The 18,446-nt window shown below is 31.2% G+C and carries 16 protein-coding genes; 2 read left to right on the forward strand and 14 right to left on the reverse strand.

Translation table 11 applies throughout. The features are described from left to right. Positions 1-264: 264 nt before the first annotated feature. The 12 genes from ACVC5O_RS13705 to ACVC5O_RS13760 all read right to left on the reverse strand — a co-directional run bounded on the left by ACVC5O_RS13705 (position 265) and on the right by ACVC5O_RS13760 (position 15,304). Complete coding sequence (locus ACVC5O_RS13705; protein WP_452222053.1) at positions 265-1,083, reverse strand: hypothetical protein; 819 nt, start codon at positions 1,081-1,083, stop codon at positions 265-267. Next, complete coding sequence (locus tag ACVC5O_RS13710) at positions 1,083-1,646, reverse strand: hypothetical protein (RefSeq protein WP_452222054.1); 564 nt, start codon at positions 1,644-1,646, stop codon at positions 1,083-1,085. Before ACVC5O_RS13710 ends, ACVC5O_RS13705 begins: the two co-directional genes overlap by 1 nt. Continuing rightward, positions 1,636-2,763: a glycosyltransferase family 4 protein gene (locus ACVC5O_RS13715; RefSeq protein ID WP_452222055.1), complete on the reverse strand. Its 1,128-nt coding sequence runs from the start codon at positions 2,761-2,763 to the stop codon at positions 1,636-1,638. The genes ACVC5O_RS13710 and ACVC5O_RS13715 overlap by 11 nt, the downstream gene beginning before the upstream one ends. 9 nt (positions 2,764-2,772) lie before the next feature. Further along, positions 2,773-3,189 carry a hypothetical protein gene (locus ACVC5O_RS13720; RefSeq protein ID WP_452222056.1) on the reverse strand — a complete coding sequence of 139 codons (417 nt, stop codon included), beginning with the start codon at positions 3,187-3,189 and terminating at the stop codon, positions 2,773-2,775. 9 nt (positions 3,190-3,198) lie between these two features. After that, positions 3,199-4,086, reverse strand: a complete 888-nt coding sequence (locus ACVC5O_RS13725) for a hypothetical protein (protein WP_452222057.1) — start codon at positions 4,084-4,086, stop codon at positions 3,199-3,201. Then, entirely contained in the window at positions 4,079-5,257 is a 1,179-nt protein-coding gene (locus ACVC5O_RS13730) for a glycosyltransferase family 4 protein (protein ID WP_452222058.1), read from the reverse strand. The genes ACVC5O_RS13725 and ACVC5O_RS13730 overlap by 8 nt, the downstream gene beginning before the upstream one ends. A gap of 1,032 nt (positions 5,258-6,289) precedes the next feature. Then, a complete protein-coding gene (locus ACVC5O_RS13735; RefSeq protein ID WP_452222059.1) occupies positions 6,290-8,617 on the reverse strand; it encodes a hypothetical protein in 2,328 nt (775 codons plus the stop codon). A gap of 50 nt (positions 8,618-8,667) precedes the next feature. Further along, the gene (locus ACVC5O_RS13740) at positions 8,668-11,091 is read right to left on the reverse strand and encodes an AAA family ATPase (protein WP_452222060.1); all 2,424 of its coding nucleotides are present in this window, start codon (positions 11,089-11,091) and stop codon (positions 8,668-8,670) included. Further along, on the reverse strand, positions 11,081-11,275 hold the full coding sequence (locus tag ACVC5O_RS13745; protein WP_452222061.1) for a hypothetical protein: 195 nt from the start codon (positions 11,273-11,275) through the stop codon (positions 11,081-11,083). The genes ACVC5O_RS13740 and ACVC5O_RS13745 overlap by 11 nt, the downstream gene beginning before the upstream one ends. A gap of 6 nt (positions 11,276-11,281) precedes the next feature. Next, a complete protein-coding gene (locus ACVC5O_RS13750) occupies positions 11,282-11,737 on the reverse strand; it encodes a hypothetical protein (protein WP_452222062.1) in 456 nt (151 codons plus the stop codon). Between the two features lie 334 nt (positions 11,738-12,071). Beyond that, positions 12,072-14,567 (reverse strand): ABC transporter permease, encoded by a 2,496-nt coding sequence (locus tag ACVC5O_RS13755; RefSeq protein WP_452222070.1) that lies wholly within the window; start codon positions 14,565-14,567, stop codon positions 12,072-12,074. Between the two features lie 47 nt (positions 14,568-14,614). Beyond that, entirely contained in the window at positions 14,615-15,304 is a 690-nt protein-coding gene (locus ACVC5O_RS13760; protein ID WP_452222063.1) for an ABC transporter ATP-binding protein, read from the reverse strand. A 28-nt stretch (positions 15,305-15,332) separates the two neighbouring features. Here ACVC5O_RS13760 and ACVC5O_RS13765 point away from each other — a divergent pair, with 28 nt between their 5' ends. Continuing rightward, on the forward strand, positions 15,333-16,100 hold the full coding sequence (locus ACVC5O_RS13765; RefSeq protein WP_452222064.1) for an arylesterase: 768 nt from the start codon (positions 15,333-15,335) through the stop codon (positions 16,098-16,100). 19 nt (positions 16,101-16,119) lie between these two features. Here the strand turns inward: ACVC5O_RS13765 and ACVC5O_RS13770 are convergent, their stop codons facing one another. Beyond that, positions 16,120-17,319, reverse strand: a complete 1,200-nt coding sequence (locus ACVC5O_RS13770; protein ID WP_452222065.1) for an acyl-CoA dehydrogenase family protein — start codon at positions 17,317-17,319, stop codon at positions 16,120-16,122. A gap of 196 nt (positions 17,320-17,515) precedes the next feature. Between ACVC5O_RS13770 and ACVC5O_RS13775 the strand changes: the two genes are divergently transcribed. After that, on the forward strand, positions 17,516-17,866 hold the full coding sequence (locus ACVC5O_RS13775; protein WP_452222066.1) for a DoxX family protein: 351 nt from the start codon (positions 17,516-17,518) through the stop codon (positions 17,864-17,866). Here the strand turns inward: ACVC5O_RS13775 and ACVC5O_RS13780 are convergent. After that, complete coding sequence (locus ACVC5O_RS13780) at positions 17,863-18,240, reverse strand: DoxX family protein (protein WP_452222067.1); 378 nt, start codon at positions 18,238-18,240, stop codon at positions 17,863-17,865. The genes ACVC5O_RS13775 and ACVC5O_RS13780 overlap by 4 nt on opposite strands. Positions 18,241-18,446: the final 206 nt, after the last annotated feature.

The raw sequence follows: 18,446 nt of genomic DNA on the forward strand, positions 1-18,446 counted from the left end.
CAATTTTATTCAAAGCCTGTTAGGTATTTATACTTGACAGGTTTTTTTGTTGAAAATACAAATGGTTTTTATTAGAATCATAAGGTTTCGACTGCGCTCAACCTGACATTAGACTAGCTTCTCAACTAATAGGAGATTTTAGTTTTGTAAGGTTTTAATAATCTTACAAGACTTTTTTTGTTATAAATACTGAAGGATTTTCAATTAATAAAAAGGTTTCGACTGCGCTCAACCTGACAAAACAAGATCTAAATTTATAATTAATTAGAGTTTTGATACTCTAAAAAACTGATCGTCGTAAAGCTTTTCTAAAGGAATAGCAACATGCTTACCTTTATACGATTTTAACTCTTGGATGCTATTAAAACCTGCAGCTGTATAAATTTTTTGAGCGTGTTGGTAATATTGATTTACAGGAAATGCTTCAGTATAAACTAATACCTTTTCTGCTTCAATAGTAATGTCAACTTGTGTAAACACAACAATACTAAGGTTTAAATCTGAACTGTTTTCGTTAATCGCTTGTTTACAAATCTTTAAAACATCTGCAATTCCGCCAGAATGCACAACCATTACATAAGGTGTTTTTAAAAATGGAATAGGAGTAAAGTCTTCTGTTTTAAGAGTTAACTCCAAACAGGCTTTAGAGTTTGCGATAATCCATTGTAAATGAGTATCGTATAAGTTTTCTAAAAGAATAGACTTTGTAAAAGCAATTGGCAATTGTACTGAAGCTACTTGTAAATAGGTTTCCCATTTTAAAATTCTAGACACATAAACGTAGTTTAGATTAGGGAAAGTGCTATAAATAGCTTCTAATTCTCCTTTTAGTCCAAAAGGAAAGGTATCGATATAAAAGGTAGTTATTGGAGTTGTTGCAATAACTTGACTAATCTGTTTGGTCCATTCACTTGGAGTAACTTTCCAAGATAATGTTACAAATTGATAGGTTTTAAAATACGACGTAAATACTGAAGGTGTAATGATTTTTACACTGTCCTTTTGGATATTTAGTGTTTTTATAAGTTTATCAATACGTGTTAAATGGCCTAATCCTCCACCTTGAACATAAAAAACGTGCATTAATATCCTTTCGCTTTAAGCTCTTTAATAAGTATTTGTTTTTGGTCTTCTGCAATTTCAGGAATTCTATTTACCAATAGACTAGGCGAGTAGGAGGTAGAATAAAAATCAGGTTGTGCATCGCCTGGAGACGCAATAGTTTGTTGTTTTGTTTCTAAATCGTAAGCTGTACGTGCTAAATCTTCTTCGTTTTTAACCAATTTAGCAACGTAAGTACCTCCTAATTTAATTTCGTAAGGGTTTAAGTTTTCTTCATTATCGCTAATCTTTACTTTATTATCATACAGTTTAATTTTCCATAAAAGTTGAGACGAGGCTGTTCTTAGTTTAAAACCATCTGGCTTGTACTTTATTTCGTAAACCACATTATCGTTACTATCGTAATATTTTTTCTTGTCAGATTTCGTCATTTTAGACGAGTACGATTCCGCATTACCAGTGTTTTTAACACTTGTAGTCGTTGTTTCTGTTTGTGTTGTATTTTTTGTAGTAGAATTACAAGAGAGTAAAACACTCATAAAAAAGAGGGAAAGGAGTAGCGACGTGGTGATTTTAATTTTCATAATTTTTGGTTATTGCGTTAAATATATCTAAGTAATGTTGTGTTTCTTGTTTGCTCGAAAATGAGGTGTCAATTCTTGCTTTTAAAAGCGCTGTTTTAGAACTTAATGCTTCAACTTTTGCACTATCAAATTCAGCTAAAGCTTCAAGTAAAGAATTTTCGGATAAAACATCAAATAAAAAAGCAGTATTATTTGTTAACACATCTGGAATTCCACCAGCTTTGGAAGCTATTATAGGAACTTGCAAAGCAGCAGCTTCAAAAATAACATTAGGCATGCCATCGTAAATAGAAGGGATTGCAACAGCATCGCAAACCAAATAATTAGCAATAAGTTCGGTCTTAGATGTTGGTAATACTTTGGAGTAGGAGAGTTTAAACTTAATTAATTCCTGTTCTATATGTGGTTCTATTTCGCCAACAATATGCAGATGTACCGTTTTTGATATTTGCGATTTCCGAAGTGTGCGAATAAAATAATCAATCCCTTTTTTAGGTTTTAAAAAACCAACTAAACCTATAATTTTAGTCCCTTCATTGAGCTCTAATCTTGCTTTTAAGGTTTTGGCTAATTGATTATCAGAATCTAAAATCGTCCACTGTGTAAAATCAATACTATTTGGTGTAAAATAAACATTCTCATTAAGTTTCATGTGTTGTATGCGTTTCACTTTTTCAGTAGAAACGCAAGCAATTGCAGAGGCATTTTTAATGGTATATATTACCTCTTGTTTTTTTTGCGAAAATATTGCTGTATCGAAATCATTTCCTCTAAAACAAATTACAACAGGTTTTTGTAGCCAATTGGCCATAAGTGTGATGCCTTTAAGACATAAATGACTCCCAAAACCTATAAAAACAGTACTCTCCTCAATATTTTTTTGGTTAGTAATAAAAGACCACAATAGGTTAAGTGTGTGCGAAGCATCTTCGAAAATAGGCACCGAAGTGTAGGAGCCATTCTCATGAGCTTCCGTTAGAAATGGTGCAATTTTATTGGTAAAATGAAATACATCTACAGTATGATGCGCTCGTAAATTAGACACAATACGATCGCAACTTCTAGACATGCCTCCTTTGTTTGGAGGATAATTTTCAGTAAACCAAGTGATTCTCATGTCTAGAATTTAGCTATAAAAAAAAGTATCGTCAGTATCAGACAAAAATCCACCTTGGTTATCGGTTTCATTCAAACTTTGCATATCGCCTTCAGTCCAGCCAGCACTTGCGCCTCCACCACCAAATTCTCCACCTCCAAAACCGTCTTTAAAGCCGCCTTGCTCAGTAGTGTTAGATGCTGATTTTGACGGAAAAGCGGTTGTTGAAATTAAAACATCGTCTTTAGAATTATTTAAATGCGTTATCTGTTTCTGTGTTGTGGATATTAAAAAATGTTCCCAATAGCAATCCTCACAAAATAGTGTGGTTTCCCAATGGAGACTGTGCGTGTCGCAAACTTCTTTTTCACAATTTGAACAAGTTTGTTGTTTTGTATTCTGGCATTCTATGTTTAAAAATACGCCAGATTTTTGTTGACAATTCATAGGCCTATTTTATGGTGTTAGTGTTTTGGTTGTGGTTGGCGTCATTATCTTATGCTCTAAAAGGTATTCAATCATTTCGGTATATAACGACGGTTTATGTGTTGTATTTGGTCTAAGCTCAGAAGGAATATTACTCACTTTTTCTTTCGCTTTTACTTTAACAAAATGAAATCCATTTTCGGTATGCAAAACAATTTCAAAACGCTCGTTACTCATTAGTGATGGTTCAGCATTAAAGAGATTATAATCTGAATCTTTTAGTTTAAGCGTTAACAGATGAAAAAACTTATGTTTACGCTTCATTTTCGTTTTTGTTTTTCCGCTACTACGACGTTTTGTAGTCGTTACGCGTAAAGAGACTTGCTTGAGTGCCAAACTACAAACACTACCATCTTTAAGGATAAAATGTGCTTTAAAACGCTCTAACTCGTAAGGTTTATACACAGTACGATGTCGCTTTACTAAACCAATTGCGTTGGGATCTAATAAATTACTATCCTCTTCGATACCACTAGAGTTTAGTCGCATATCAAATCGGTTTTTATAAATATCTCCTTTTATAGAAATAATAAATTTTGCCAGTTCGTGGTAAGCATTAACAGGAACTAGTTCTTGTTTAGCTTTCATACTCATAATTCCACCAATTATTATGCAACCAATTACTGTAGCAAAGGAAATTATAAATACTAATTCTATATCAATACCACTAAAAAAGAGCAAAAAGAAAACAATTACAGGAATAGCAAATACAACATACCAAGCATGGAATTTTGGTTTAGAATACGATAATACATAGCGTTTAAAAAAGGCTAGCCAGTATTCTGTTGGTCGTTTTGCGCTAATAATCTTTCCTTCGGAAAACGCTTTCCCATCAATAAGCAGTTCTTTTTCAAACATAGGAGAGTAAGTTTTGGTATATGGTTTTCATTTTTAGTTCTTGATCTTCCCAAAGGTAATTATTTTTAACCTTTTGTTTTACTTGCTTCCCCATTGCTATTAAAATATCAGGTTGTTCTAAGAGAGTTCTTAAGGTTCTGCCTAAGTGTTCTGGTCGATCAGGAGCCACTAAAACACCAGTTTTATGGTTATCAATTAGTTCTCTAACCACAGGAATATCGCTGGCAACAACAGGAGTACCATAAGCCATAGATTCTAATATTTTTAAGGGATTGCAACCTTGTATGATATTACGATTGCAAGAGGCGAGAGGTGCAACCGTTAAAACTGCAGCATTAATATGGCTAGCGAGCGTTGGTTTATCCAGCTCATAAAACCAATCTACACGATCTGCAACACCAATACTGTGTGCTAAGTCTTTAAAATGAAGCGTTCTTTTTTCGGGAACAGAAGTACAGAGTCGTAATCTCACATTTATATCGCTAAGCTCTTTAAAAGCTTTAAATAGCGTTTTTATACCTTGCCATTTCTGTAAAGCTCCAAAATATAAAATAAAAGGTGAGTGGTTAGTGTGGTGTTTTGGTAAGGGTTTAAAATCATAAATTGTTACACCATTAGGTATTACATGAATTATATTATTTTTAATAGTAAATTCTTGATTTATAAAGTGTTGTGTTACTTTAGAAGGTGTTATGATTTCATGGGAATTAGAGAGACAAAACTGCTCCATCGCTTTAATTTTATGTAAAACAGAAGCACTAATTTGAGGATAACGATTGGGTAATTCTATATGCTGAAAAGCATTAACTTCAAAAAGTGTTTTATAGTGTTTTTGTTGTTGAAGCACAGGAAATCCGCCCCAAATATCTCTAAAATGTATTAATTGAACGTTTTCGCAAAGCGGAAGCTGTAAGAGTTTAGTAACTGTATCCTGAAATTTTTGAGTACGCTCCAGAAAATTGACTATTTTTTCTTTCCAGCGATACACGTATAATTGCCTGTTTGAATCGTATTGAAACGAAGGCATCTCGTCGTTACCCAAACAAATAAGCAATCCAGTATCGAATGTATTTTGTAATGCTTTGAGACAATGGTTAATATGAGTTGCAGCACCTTTTTGAGAAGGAAACACATCAAAGGCAATATAAATGTATTCTGGTTTTGGATTCATTTTTATTAGTAAGTTTTAAATATAAAATGAATTTATGTGTTTGAGAAATTTAATCTTGACTTATATGTGGGAAATGTAATTGTGGTTGTATTGGTTTAAATTTTTTTATTTTATGCTATTTAATAAATTTATTAAGTATCAATTTTTTTAATACAATTTAGAGGTGGAAGTTTGTTTGACGTTTTCTATTTTACATACTATTAAAAGGATTGATTAAGTATCAATTCTTTTAATACAATTTGAGAGTTGAAGGTTGTTTGATGTTTTCTATTTTACATAATATAAATTATAGTACAAATGTATTGCTTAGTTAATAAGAGTGGTTTATCCATTTGATAGCTATAATGTAGTATTATGTAAAATATCCCAGAGGCATTCGTTTTCATAAGAATAATTGGAACTTGGGTCATTAAACTAGAAACGGTTTGCTTCGCAGAGTTTTTTAAAACATTATGTAACTATAATTAGCCGTTATGTAAAATAGCCGCATGCCAATGCGCTCGATTGCTTTTTAAAAATTTAAATGCCTTATATGCATTTATTTTTAAACACAATTTCCAACCGCTTTGCCAGCGCCAAAAAAAAGCTAGCTTTTAGTTTGTTATCAAAATTCTCGTAATTGAGTATTTATAGATAATATTTTTTTTTAAGCGATTCTCGTGGCATGCCATAAGAGCTTAAATTTTAAGAAAAATAAAATTCCAAGCACTTATTATATTCTCGTTGCTATTTAAACTTTTTTAATTATAAACTATTAATATTATGTAAAATAGAATTTAATGTTTTGAACTTCTGATGGTTTCATTAATTCTTTTTTTCTTGATAAAAAAAGAAACAAAAAAATCAAGACTGCATAAACTTTTGGAAACAATTACGGTTCGTTACGCTATATTTTAGGAAACATTGTAGCAAATTAAGATAGCTTTGACGTAATTGTGTGTTATTAAACTCTTAAGAAACTTTATTTCTAAACCCCTAAAATATCTACGCTCGACTCTCCTATTGTTTTACCAAAATTTTATGAGGTCAATATTAAGATTCTAGTTTAAATAAAAACTTTGTTGGTATTGAATAAGCTAAATCTTTCAAATGTTCACCATTTTCAATAGGTCTAAATATAGCAACATGCATCCCTTCTTCATCAACTAATTCATCTTCTAAAAGAATGCCTTCGGGATAATTACCATTGGTTATTGATGGCAATTCTAGACGAACTAAATCACCTTTCTTCCAAGTAGGATTATTAACAATAGTTCCTGTTTTTTCTTTTGATACTTGGGTTGATTGCAATTCTTGTAAATGAACCAGTCTGTCTCCTTTCACGACTTCTCCTTTTTTATTAAACTGTGGGTCTATTACTGGCACCATTTTATCTCTAAAAAAGAATCTCATAAGATTATCAAAATCAAAATCACTTTCAATAATTTCTAGTTCAAAATCCTCAATATTAAACTCTAGTTCTAAATTCTTCCAAGTATCACATATGTTCTCTAAAGTTAAAGGGTCGGAAATAAGAGGTACTAATTCCCCAAAGTTCAGTAAAGCTTTTTCTTTTTTATCTTTTAAAATACAGATTGGAGAATAATAGTTTATAGAATTATCTAAATTCTCTAATAACTTACTATACTTACAAATCTCAATTGATACTACTTCCAATATTTTTTCGTCAGTATCTTTTATTTCTATTAGTTGATTATAATTTCCAAACATTAAATTTTTGGAGGTATAACCTATTGGATTTTCTTCTTTTATTCCTTTTTCAATGCTCTCATCAAATTGTTGTTTTGTTTCTAGTGCATTGGCTTTACTAAATCTATGAATCTTACCTCTATCTCTCATATAGATTGTAGGGATATTTTCATCTTTCATTATATATTTAAGACAATAATCAAATTCCCTATTATTTTTATCTTCACTACTCCAAGCAATTGGTTGTAGTTTGTCTTTTAAATTTGAAGAACGAAGTTGATTTATAAGACCTTGTCCTTTCATCATTAATTTTGCCCAATTCTTGAAATCAAATTCGTTTAACATGGAAATTGTATTTTGTTTATTTGGGTATTTAGTCAAACCTAGTACTCTATCAATTACTCTTACGCATCTTGGATGAACTACGCCTAATGCTGGTTTTGAATCTAAATCATCAATTTCAACCAATACACTTGTTTTACGATTTACAATTTTATCACAATGTAAACACTTCATAATATCCTTATTAGTATCTTGAAGATTTTGCAAATATTTTCTATGAAGATTTGCAACTGGAGTGTTTTCTACTTCATCTATATCATTTGCTGGTATTATAGCTATTTTGTTATTCTCATATAACTTCTTATTGTCTAAAAGATATCTTTCCATTCCATCAAATGTTGCTGACCGATGTAAAACAGTAATTTCCTCTTTAGTTCCATTGAGTTTCATTTTATTACCTTGGAAAGTGTGCTTAATTTTTCCTTCATCATCAAATCGAAAAAGTTCAATTATCAAATAATCATTTTTTTGAGCATCTTTAATTCCAAAATCTTTTGATTCAATTAGTAACACTTCTTTTGCAACAGAAAAACGTCCTTCTTCAATAATTTTTGTTTTGAACATTTCATCGAAATCATCATCTTTATTAAGACTTTTATTTTCTTTTTTTATATATCGGTTCAACAAATTTTTTAGTGCTGTAGTACTTACCGATTGTCTGTTTCTAGCATATTCTAATGAGTTAGTTATTAAAGTACTCCAAACTAAATTTGGGTCAATGAGATTCATGCTTTTAAGCAATATTAATGCAACCTGCTCATTTGGTCTTCCTTTTTCTATATCTATTATGCTTACATAAATCTTTTTTGAAAAATCAATAAAGTCATTTTCAGATGGCTTATTTTTTGCCTTTTCCTCATAAATAAGAAAAAATAAATCTTTAAATTTTTCGTAAGTATCTTGTTCAGATTTATTTAAAGGGTTATTCTTAAATGATATATCATTCAATCGAATAGACTCTATAATTTTATTAAAATCTTGAGTAATCGTTCTAGAAGTTTGAGGAGAAGTAATTAATAGATATGCTTCTTCTCTAGATTTAGAAATGTATTGATTAATAAATTGCTTTATAGTTTTATAAAAATCACTATTTTCATCTGTTTGAAATGACAAAGACCTTTTAATTTGTAAGAATAATTTTTGGTCTTCACAGATTATTTTTAAATCATCGATTGGTTCATCAGTTTCAAAATGGACAGTATTAATTTTTAATGATTTATTTATTCCAAAAGCTAATGATAAATCAAATTCAGAATATTGAGAAGCTAGTACTAAAGCTGCTATTCTTTGTTGATAATTAATTCCTGAATTTGTTGCTGCACCTCCCATAAGTAATGTGGTTTTCTAAATTTTCATTTTTTATTTAGTGTCAAATGGTACTATTTCCAATCATATTTTGTTTTACCACATCCACCACATCTTATCTTTTTCTCTACAGTATCTAAATTTCTCCATGAAACTTTTGGTTTTGTACAATCTATTTCTTGACAATAGAAAATCTTTTCCATTTCTTGAATATCTGCCCAAAAAGCTTTTAAATCTCCAATTTTTGGATTAAATGGATTGTCATGTGAAAGTAAATTTCCTAAAATAGAGGAATTAGCAATTCTATCTATAGTTGGATAATGTGTTTGTAAATCTTTACTTTTTGACTTTATTCTTGATTTTAATTCACTAATAAGTTCATCTGGCATTCTTTTTTCATTTACTTCATTGGGTCTAAAACTAACTTTTACATCCAAATTAATACAAATGTCTTTAAGGGAATGTTCTAAATATTGTCTTAATGGATTTCCTAATCCATCTACTTCTGATTCTGAAATTTTTCTTTCAATTTTTGCTTTGATATCTCCTTGAGATTCTTCAAAATGCGTGCCTTTTGATTCAGTCCATTTTATTTCATTTACAAGCCAACCATTTTTTTTTGCCAATGGTTTTACAAAATTTCTAAACCATTCTTCTTCGTGAGTTAACAGAATTAATTGATATTCCGAAAATTTTTCAAAAAGCAACTCTGCAAATCTCTTTCTATGATTTGAATCGAAACTTGAAATTACATCATCTAGTACAATAAACTCGTTTATATCATTGAATGCATCAACTGAGGCTAAAAAGAATGAAATCCCAAAACAATTAAGATGTGATTCACTAAAGTACTTCTGTGGTGGAGAAACCCAATCTCCATTATATTTGTATTCTATTGTAATACCATTTAACTCATCCTCCTCTCCCATCGTCACAATCTTTATTTCCTGAAAAGGCTCATCCGGATTCATATATTGATAGTACTCATTTATTTTAGTCGAAAATGAATTGATAAAATTCTCAAGACCTTCCTTTTGTACTTTTACAAATTCATTATAAATAATAGAAAGTGAATTTCTTTGTTTTTCAAGCTTTTTTCGCTCTTTTTCTAATGTTTTGATTTTTAGGAAAGCGTCTTTAGATGCAGATATATTTGCATAAATCTCGGTTATATTGTCCTTTTTGATTGCTTCTTTTAGCTTTTTAATTCTATCATCTAATTTTTTCAAAAATAAAAAGTCAGAAATATTAAAAGAAATCCCGTTCACATCTGGAATTTTATCTCCAGAAGCTACCTTTGTTAAACTAGCAGTTTCTATTAATTGAATTTTCTTTTTTATAAATTCTAAATCTTTTTTTAGTTGTTCATTTTCAGGCATTTTAAATGTATCATCTAATAATAGTGCATCGATTCTTTTAATTCTTTCAACGCTAATGCTTTTGACTAACTCCTGAGCCTTTTTAAAAGTCTCCAATTTTTTTGATGATTTACCTATTTCTTTAAGTCTTTCAGCAATTTCAGAACGCAGTTCGTCTATATTTTTAGGCTGTAAACAAAGAGGACAACTTTCTTCTTTATGATACTTTTGAACAACGTTATCTCCAAATTTCAAAAGTTCTCCAATATAAATTTTCATTATACCTTCAACATCTGCTGCGATTTTTTGAAATTCATCGTAAAACGATTGATAACTTGAATTAATACTTACTATTTCTGATTGAAGTCCATAAGCTGCAATTTGAATTTTTTCAAGAAAGGAATTTTCTTTAACAAGCTTTTCATTTGTGGCAGATTTAAGATGTTTCAATAAAGCATCTAAATCTTCTAAACTCTCAATTTTAATCTTAGTCTTTAAAGGTGTTATTTTCTTGTTTATAATGTCAAAAAAATCTTTGTTCTGGCTAACTGCTGCACCAATTTTACTAATTAGTTTTGTCTTTTCGTTAGTTATTTGACCTTCATAATTTTGATTCTTTATTTCTGTATTTATAGACGTATATGCTTTCCTTAATACTTCTTTTTTCTTGGTAACTTCAGAAAAACCTATAATATCTGATAAATATTTTAGTTTGTCTCCTTTAGTGTTATCGACAAAATCGTTCAGACTCTTATATCTAAGTAGTAAGTTTTCTTCCTTTGAATCAATTATATATTGTTTTATTAAATCGGTTTTTATTGTAAAATCCTGTTCTAATTTTCCTCTTTTAGTGAAAAGAGTTTTCGCTGTATCATAATCACTTTTTTTATGAAATTTTAAGCCAGCTTCTGAAACAAAATCTTCATCTAAAGAAGCATTTCGAAGCGCATCTTTAAGGTCAATTTCTATACCTCCTAAATGTGCTACTTTATTTGTATAAAACCATTCAATAGCATCAGAAATACTACTTTTTCCCATACCATTATCTCCATATAGTACAATTGATTTACCATTTAATTCTAATGATAATTCTTCTTTTACTCCTCGTAATCCTTTTATGTCGATTTGTTTAAGCTTCATTTTCATCCTTTTCATTTATTCGTAATTGTTCAAGACCATTTTTTATAGACCTATCTGTTAACGAGTCCTCGTTATAAAGTTTAGTTATTAATTGAGAAATTTTAGGGTCAACACCTTTAATTGACTCTAAAGTCTCAAAGAAGTCATCTAATATCTCTTGACCTGATTTTACATCGTTGCTCATTTTTTTTTATTTAAAATATTCCCAATTAATACTAAATTGGGTTGTTAATGTATTATTTAAAATCTCAAAACCAGTTTTATTATTGCAAATGGGGTATACTCCATATTTATCAACAAAATCTAACAAAAAATAGCTTTCTAAATCTTCTATTCTAAACTCCCAATTACTGCGTAGCATTTCAAAATTTATATAAGTAAATAATAATGGTTCAGTTTTTCTATAATTTAGTAATCCAACATTTTTAGACTTACCATCATAATGACCAATAAGTCTACTACCAATACTATTGGTTTTCTTTTCACTCATTCCAATGTATAATAGTTTAGATTTGTCAAACGGATAATTGATATCTATTGACTTGCTAAAAATGAAATACAATCCAGCAATACCGTTTAATGGACGTATATTTTTTGGAAGAAAATCTTTAGGACTATCAAAATATATTGTTATTTCTTCTGCCATTAATATTATTAATTTTTAAATTTATTTTTTAGGTGGTTACTCTATAGTAATATAAAACATAATTGTGTTTCATATATATATCCATAAAACAATTTTGCTTATATAATTAATTAAATAGGGAGAGTTTAAATATAGTAATTTTGTAGGAATATATTTGTAGGAAAACCGTAATTGTAAGAATGATAATTTATTTATAATCATTCCACACACATTCCACTTCTCTCCTATCGTCGCTTCGTAAAAAGAGTGTTCCATTAATATCATAGAGGAAACTTTTAAAAATCACTTTCTTAAAAAAACTATAATAACAACTTTAGCTTTTAACGTTTACAAATCATCCTTCCCGACGCAACACCTCCAAAGGCGAGCTTCTTAAAACGGTTTGAATATTACTAAGGCCTATGGCTAATACCAATAGTGTTATTCCTGGTAAAAACACCACAAAAGGAAGGAGCGATGGCACAAACGGTTCTTTAAAAACAAAGAGTGCCAAACAAAAACTACTAACTAAGGCTAATAGAATACCAACTAAACTACCTAAAAGACCTAAAAACACATACTCTAAGGCTGCTATTTTTAGTATTTGTTTGTTTTTTCCGCCAAGTGTTCTTAACAAAACGCTTTCTTTTATACGTTGGTATTTACTGGTTCGTACAGAGCCAATTAATACTATAATACCTGTAAAAATGCTAAAAAAGGCCATGAAATTAATAACCCACGACACTTTATCTAATATGTTTTCTACGAGCGTAAATACTTGCCTTAAATCTATAATAGAGACGTTTGGAAATTGATTGACTAAATCGCGCTGTAAGTCAGCAGAACTGGCTTCGTCTGGTACCGAAGTGGTTAAGACATTAAACTGTGGTGCTTCTTCTAAAACACCTTTTGGAAAAAGTATTAAAAAATTGAGTTGTATTTGCGACCAATCGACTTGCCTTATGCTACCAACTGTTGTTTCCATTAACACACCTTGAATATTAAACACTACAGGATCTCCAACTGTTAAATTAGCATCTAATGCCAGACTTTCTGAAATGGAAATATACACAGGTTCGCCTTTATTAATTTCTGGAATCCATTTGCCTTGCGTTATGGTTTCTGAAGCTGCTAAAGAATCGCGATAGGTCGTTCTAAATTCGCGATTTAAAACCCAATTACGTATTTGGCGCGTGCTGTCTTGCCTAATAGCACTAACTAAACGGCCTTTAATGCTATGCATACGTATGGTCACTAACGGAATATTATCAAGTACTGGTAAATTTTTAGTACTAATACGTTGTGCAACGTCCTTACGCTGATTAGGTTGCACATCTAAAATGATCACATTTGCATTTTGTGCGCTTTTATCGACTTCGGTTTTAGATAATAAAATGTCTTTTGTAAAATATAAAGTGCTTATTAAAAACGTCCCTAAGCCAATAGCAACCACCAATACAACGGTTTGATTGTTTGGTCTGAATAAATTTAACAGACTTTGGCGTGCTGTAAAACTCCAGTGTTTTGGGAAAAAGCGTTTTATTGTTTTAATAAACAGAAATGCAACACCAGCAAGTAACATAAATGTGATGACTGTAGCAATTACAAATAGTACTGCATAAACCAGGCTTTTAATGAGGCAAAATGAAAATAAAAACAAAAAGAGCAAAATGGCTACAAACACCAAAAGACGTGTTTTTAACGGTTCTTGCGCTGCATTTTCATCCACTCGCAAAACGTCTAAAGGCGACACATACCACGTACGAAGTAAAGGCAATAAGGCAAATAAAACCGACATGAATATCCCTAAAAAGACACCAATTAATAGTGGTTGAAAAGATATTGTAATGTCTAAAGTGAAAGGCAAAAAGTCCTTTAAAAGATACGGAAACAAGCTTTGTAATCCAATGCCAATTAACGACCCAATGACACCTCCAATACTACCAATTGCTGCAATTTGAATAAGAAAAATAAGAAAACTTTGAAGCCTAGACGCTCCCATACATTTTAATACAGCAATGGCTTTTAATTTCTCTTTAATGTAAATATGTACCGAACTTGCAATACCAATACAGCCTAACAATAAGGCAATAAAAGCGGCTAAATTTAAAAACTTACCTACATTATCGTAACGTCTTCCTAAGCGTTCTGTAACATTGGTATGCGACTTAATATCGGCATTTTCTAGTTCTAAAAGTGGCTCTAATGTGTTGGTGAGTCGGTTTAAATTTAAGGTGTCTGCGGCTTTATAAAAATACTGGTACTCCTTACGACTCCCAAATTGTAATAATTTTGTAGCGTCAACAAAACGGTTAGGAAGGATTACCAATGGAGCCACAGCACTTGATATTGCTGAATTTCCAGGTATGGATTGCAAGGCTCCAGCAATTGGCAAAGTGAGCTCTCCAATTTTTATAGAATCGCCTGGTTTTATGTTAAACTGAAGCATTAAAGTAGCATCGACCAAAACTCCTCCTGATTGTTGATAGTTACTAGCAGCAGATTCTGGTTGGGTTTGTAATTTACCATAAAACGGAAAGTCGCCATGTAAACCACGAACCTTTACTAATTTTGTACCTCCATTTTTAGGAAAAGCAACCATAGATACAAAACTCACCTCGAAAGCATCAGGATTTAAGGAATCTATTATCGCTTGTGCACGTTCGGTTGGTAGCTGCCTGGAATCGATTATATAATCGGCTCCCATCATGGTTTTAGACTGACTCTGGATATTGCTTTTTAAATTGGTACTAAATAATTGAATAGAAACCACAGCTGCAATACCCAAAATTATAGAAGCCATAAACAACATTAAACGCACTTTACTCGCTTTGGCATCTCGCCAAGCCATTTTAAACAGCCACGCGACTTGTAAATTTGGTTTTAATTTGGAGTTTTTCACAGCACGTTGGTCGTTTGATTAGTCTCTATTTTTCCGCCTTTTAGCTTTAATATTTGCTGTGTTCTGTTGGCCAACTCTAAATCGTGAGTGATGATCACTAAAGTGGTTCCGTTTTCTTTATTTAAGTCTAATAGTAATTTTATTACTTTTTCGCCTGTTTCTTCATCTAAATTCCCAGTTGGCTCATCGGCAAATAAAATAGAAGGTGCATTGGCAAAGGCTCGTGCTAATGCTACTCGTTGTTGTTCGCCTCCAGAGAGTTGCGATGGATAATGGTGTACTCTATTGGCTAAACCTACTTTTTCTAATAATGTTTTACTTTTTAAAGTTGCTTCTTTAGAGCCTTGTAATTCTAAAGGAACACTCACATTTTCTAATGCTGTAAGTGTTGGTAATAATTGAAAATTCTGAAATATAAAACCCACTTCTTCATTACGTAATTGTGCACGTTGGTCTTCATTTAAACCATTTAAATTAACGCCACATAATTCTACAGTTCCTTTATTTGGTTGGTCTAAACCAGCACAAAGTCCAAGCAAAGTTGTCTTTCCGCTTCCTGATGGTCCAACAATAGAAAAGGTTTGGCCTTTTTCGACATTAAAACTAATGTCTTGTAAAACCGTTAATTGTTTGTTACCACTAGTATAAGTTTTCTCTAAACCAGTAATCTTTAATATCTTTGACATGTAAATTTTTATTTAAAAAGCACGACTTATGTCTCAACTTCAAAATTATAGATTGTATTTAACTGTAGCAAGCCTAAAAGCGCGTAAACTCTTAAAGTTTTGTTATTTTATTACTGTGTTGCTCTTAGTGTCTTGTGGAGATTCTAAAACTGAAACTACCACTAAAACACAACAGCCTGTAACACAATCTCAAGATACAGTTTCAGGAAAAAAAATCTCTGAAAGTGTTACTAAAGAAGCCACTAAAACTATTTTATGTTTTGGAGATAGTATTACTGCTGGTTATGGCTTAGACAATACTAACGAGGCTTATACTGGCGTTTTACAACAAAAAATAGACTCCTTAGGCTTGGAGTATACTGTAATTAATTCTGGTGTTAGTGGAGAAACTACTGCTGGAGGAAAAAGTAGAATAGATTGGGTAATCAAACAACAACCCAATATTTTTATTTTAGAACTTGGTGCAAACGATGGGTTACGTGGTGTTGCTTTAACCGAAACACGTTCTAATTTGCAAGCTATAATTACTACTGTAAAAGAAAAAAGTCCCGAAACCACTATTATTCTTGCAGGTATGCAATTGCCACCAAATATGGGAAGCGAATATACTACTGAATTTAAAGCACTTTTTAAAGACATTGCGACAAAAAACAACATAGAATTTATTCCGTTTATTTTAGAAAATGTTGGTGGAATAGCGTCTTTAAATCAGCGAGATGGTATTCATCCTAATGTTGAAGGTCATAAAATTGTAGCCAAAAATGTTTGGGAGGTTTTAAAGCCACTATTGTTATAGGTTTAAAAAAATAATCAATCTACTTTTGCTTTCTAGCGCGTTTCATTTCAGCAAATAACTCTTTAAATAAACCACGAGCGATAAGTACTTTCATAATTTCGTTGGTGCCAGCATAAATCCTGGCTACTCTGTTATCTGCATACATTTGAGCAATTGGGTAATCCCAAATATAACCATAACCACCAAAGAGTTGTAAACACTCATCTACTACTCTACTATGCATTTCGGTTGCCGAGTATTTTGCTATCGAAGCGCTTTCTGGAGTTAATTTATGTTTAGCTAATAATTGTGTACAACGGTCTAAAAACGCTTGATGCACTTGTAATTGCGATGCACATTCTGCTAATTTAAATTGTGTGTTTTGGAAATTAGCAATAGGTTGCTTAAAAGCGGTTCTGGTAGAGGTATATTCTATGGTGTTTTCAATGGCTCCTTCTGCTCCACCAATAGCGTTAAGTGCAACTGTTAGTCGCTCTCTTGCTAATTCTGTCATCATAATTTTAAATCCGTTGCCTTCTTCTCCTAATAAATGGTCTTTTGGCACTTTTACATTATCGAAAAAAAGCTCACAAGTATCTTGTGCTTTCATACCAATTTTCTTAAAAGGTACGCCTTTTTCAAAACCTTCAAAATTACTTTCCATAAGTAATAGAGACACACCCTCTTTGTTTGTGCCTTTATTGGTTTTTACAGCAACTATACTCATGTCGCTCATAAATCCATTGGTAATAAAAGTTTTTTGTCCGTTTACCAAATAATAATCGCCTTTGTCTGTAGCTGTAGTTTTAAGCGCTTTAAGATCGCTACCACAGTTTGGTTCTGTCATACCAATAGAGGTAATTATTTCGCCAGTTGCCATTTTAGGTAAATACTTTTGTTTTTGAGCTTCGGTTCCATACTTTAACAGGTAAGGTGCTACAATATCGGAATGCAACGAAAAACCTGGTCCACTCACTGCTTTTTTACCTAATTCTTCGATAAATAAGGCACTAAAGCTAAAGTCTAAACCACTGCCTCCATACGCTTCTGGTATATCTATACACAATAAACCTAATGCTCCAGCGCGTTCCCAAATTGATCTACTTACCATTCCGTTTTTTTCCCAAGTTTCAGTTTGAGGAATAATTTCATTAGTAATGAAATCCTGAATCATGTCGCGCATCATTTTATGTTCTTCTGAAGCATAAATATTACGATCTAATAAAACATTTTTTAGCATATCACTTTATTATGACGTATTGAGAGTCAATACTATTCTGGTTAATTACTAAAGGTAACGATAAATACCATTACAATATATATTTGGGATTAAGGGATATATTGATTTTAAAACTAAACTATTAATAAACCTATTCTGTAAAGCACTATATTGTTAAATTAATTATTAATAACTTATAAAATTTAACACATAAATTTTGGATTTACTTACAACATTAACGTGGTTTTCGGGTTTAGCGTTTATATATTTTGGAATAAACTGCTTTGTATCTGAGTTTATTGTTTTAGAGTTTAAGCGTTATCATCTAGAAAAGTATAGAAGGTTAACAGGACTTCTGCAACTATTAGGTGCAATAGGCTTAGTTATTGGTCTCTATTTTAGTCCAGTATTATTGTTTGTATCGTCAATAGGTTTGGCGTTACTTATGTTAGCAGGATTTATAGTGAGGCTTAAAATTAAAGATAATTTTATAAAATCTTCGCCAGCTTTTACATTCGCTGTCTTAAATTTATGTATTGCTATTAAAACTTATAGTACTTATTTTTAATATGAAATATAGGCAATTACAAGATTCATTACTACAAACAAAAAAGCTGGGAATGACTTGTATAGCTCGTCCTTTATTTTAAAATGCATTAGTATTGAGCCTAATAATAGTAATGTAAGTCCTAAACTACCTATTAAAGCTAATGATTTAAAATGTATTGAAGCTAATAAAATTAAGGCTAAACTTACTTTTAGAAAACCGATTATATAACAAAAGGTTTTTGATAAACCATAAGCCTCAAATTCTTCAACAATAGTTGTTGCATTTCCACCTCTCCATTTTGTATTCTTATTAGGTTGTATTAACCATACATTTAAAATGCTTAAACCAACAATTGCTTTTAAGGCAATAAGGATATACTCTAAAATCTCCATTAATTTGTGTTTTGATTAGTTTCAACTAAGTTATAAAAAATACATCAATAATTATGTATTAACTATATGAGTCGTCCTAAAATAGGTTGACAGTTTTTAAAAAATAAATTAAACCAGAGAAGTTAACTTCTCTGGTTTTTTGTTATGTATAAAATTAGGTGTTTTCATGTTAAGATTCAAATGTGGTCTTTTGTTGTTATAAGTTT

Source organism: Lacinutrix salivirga, assembly GCF_053604675.1.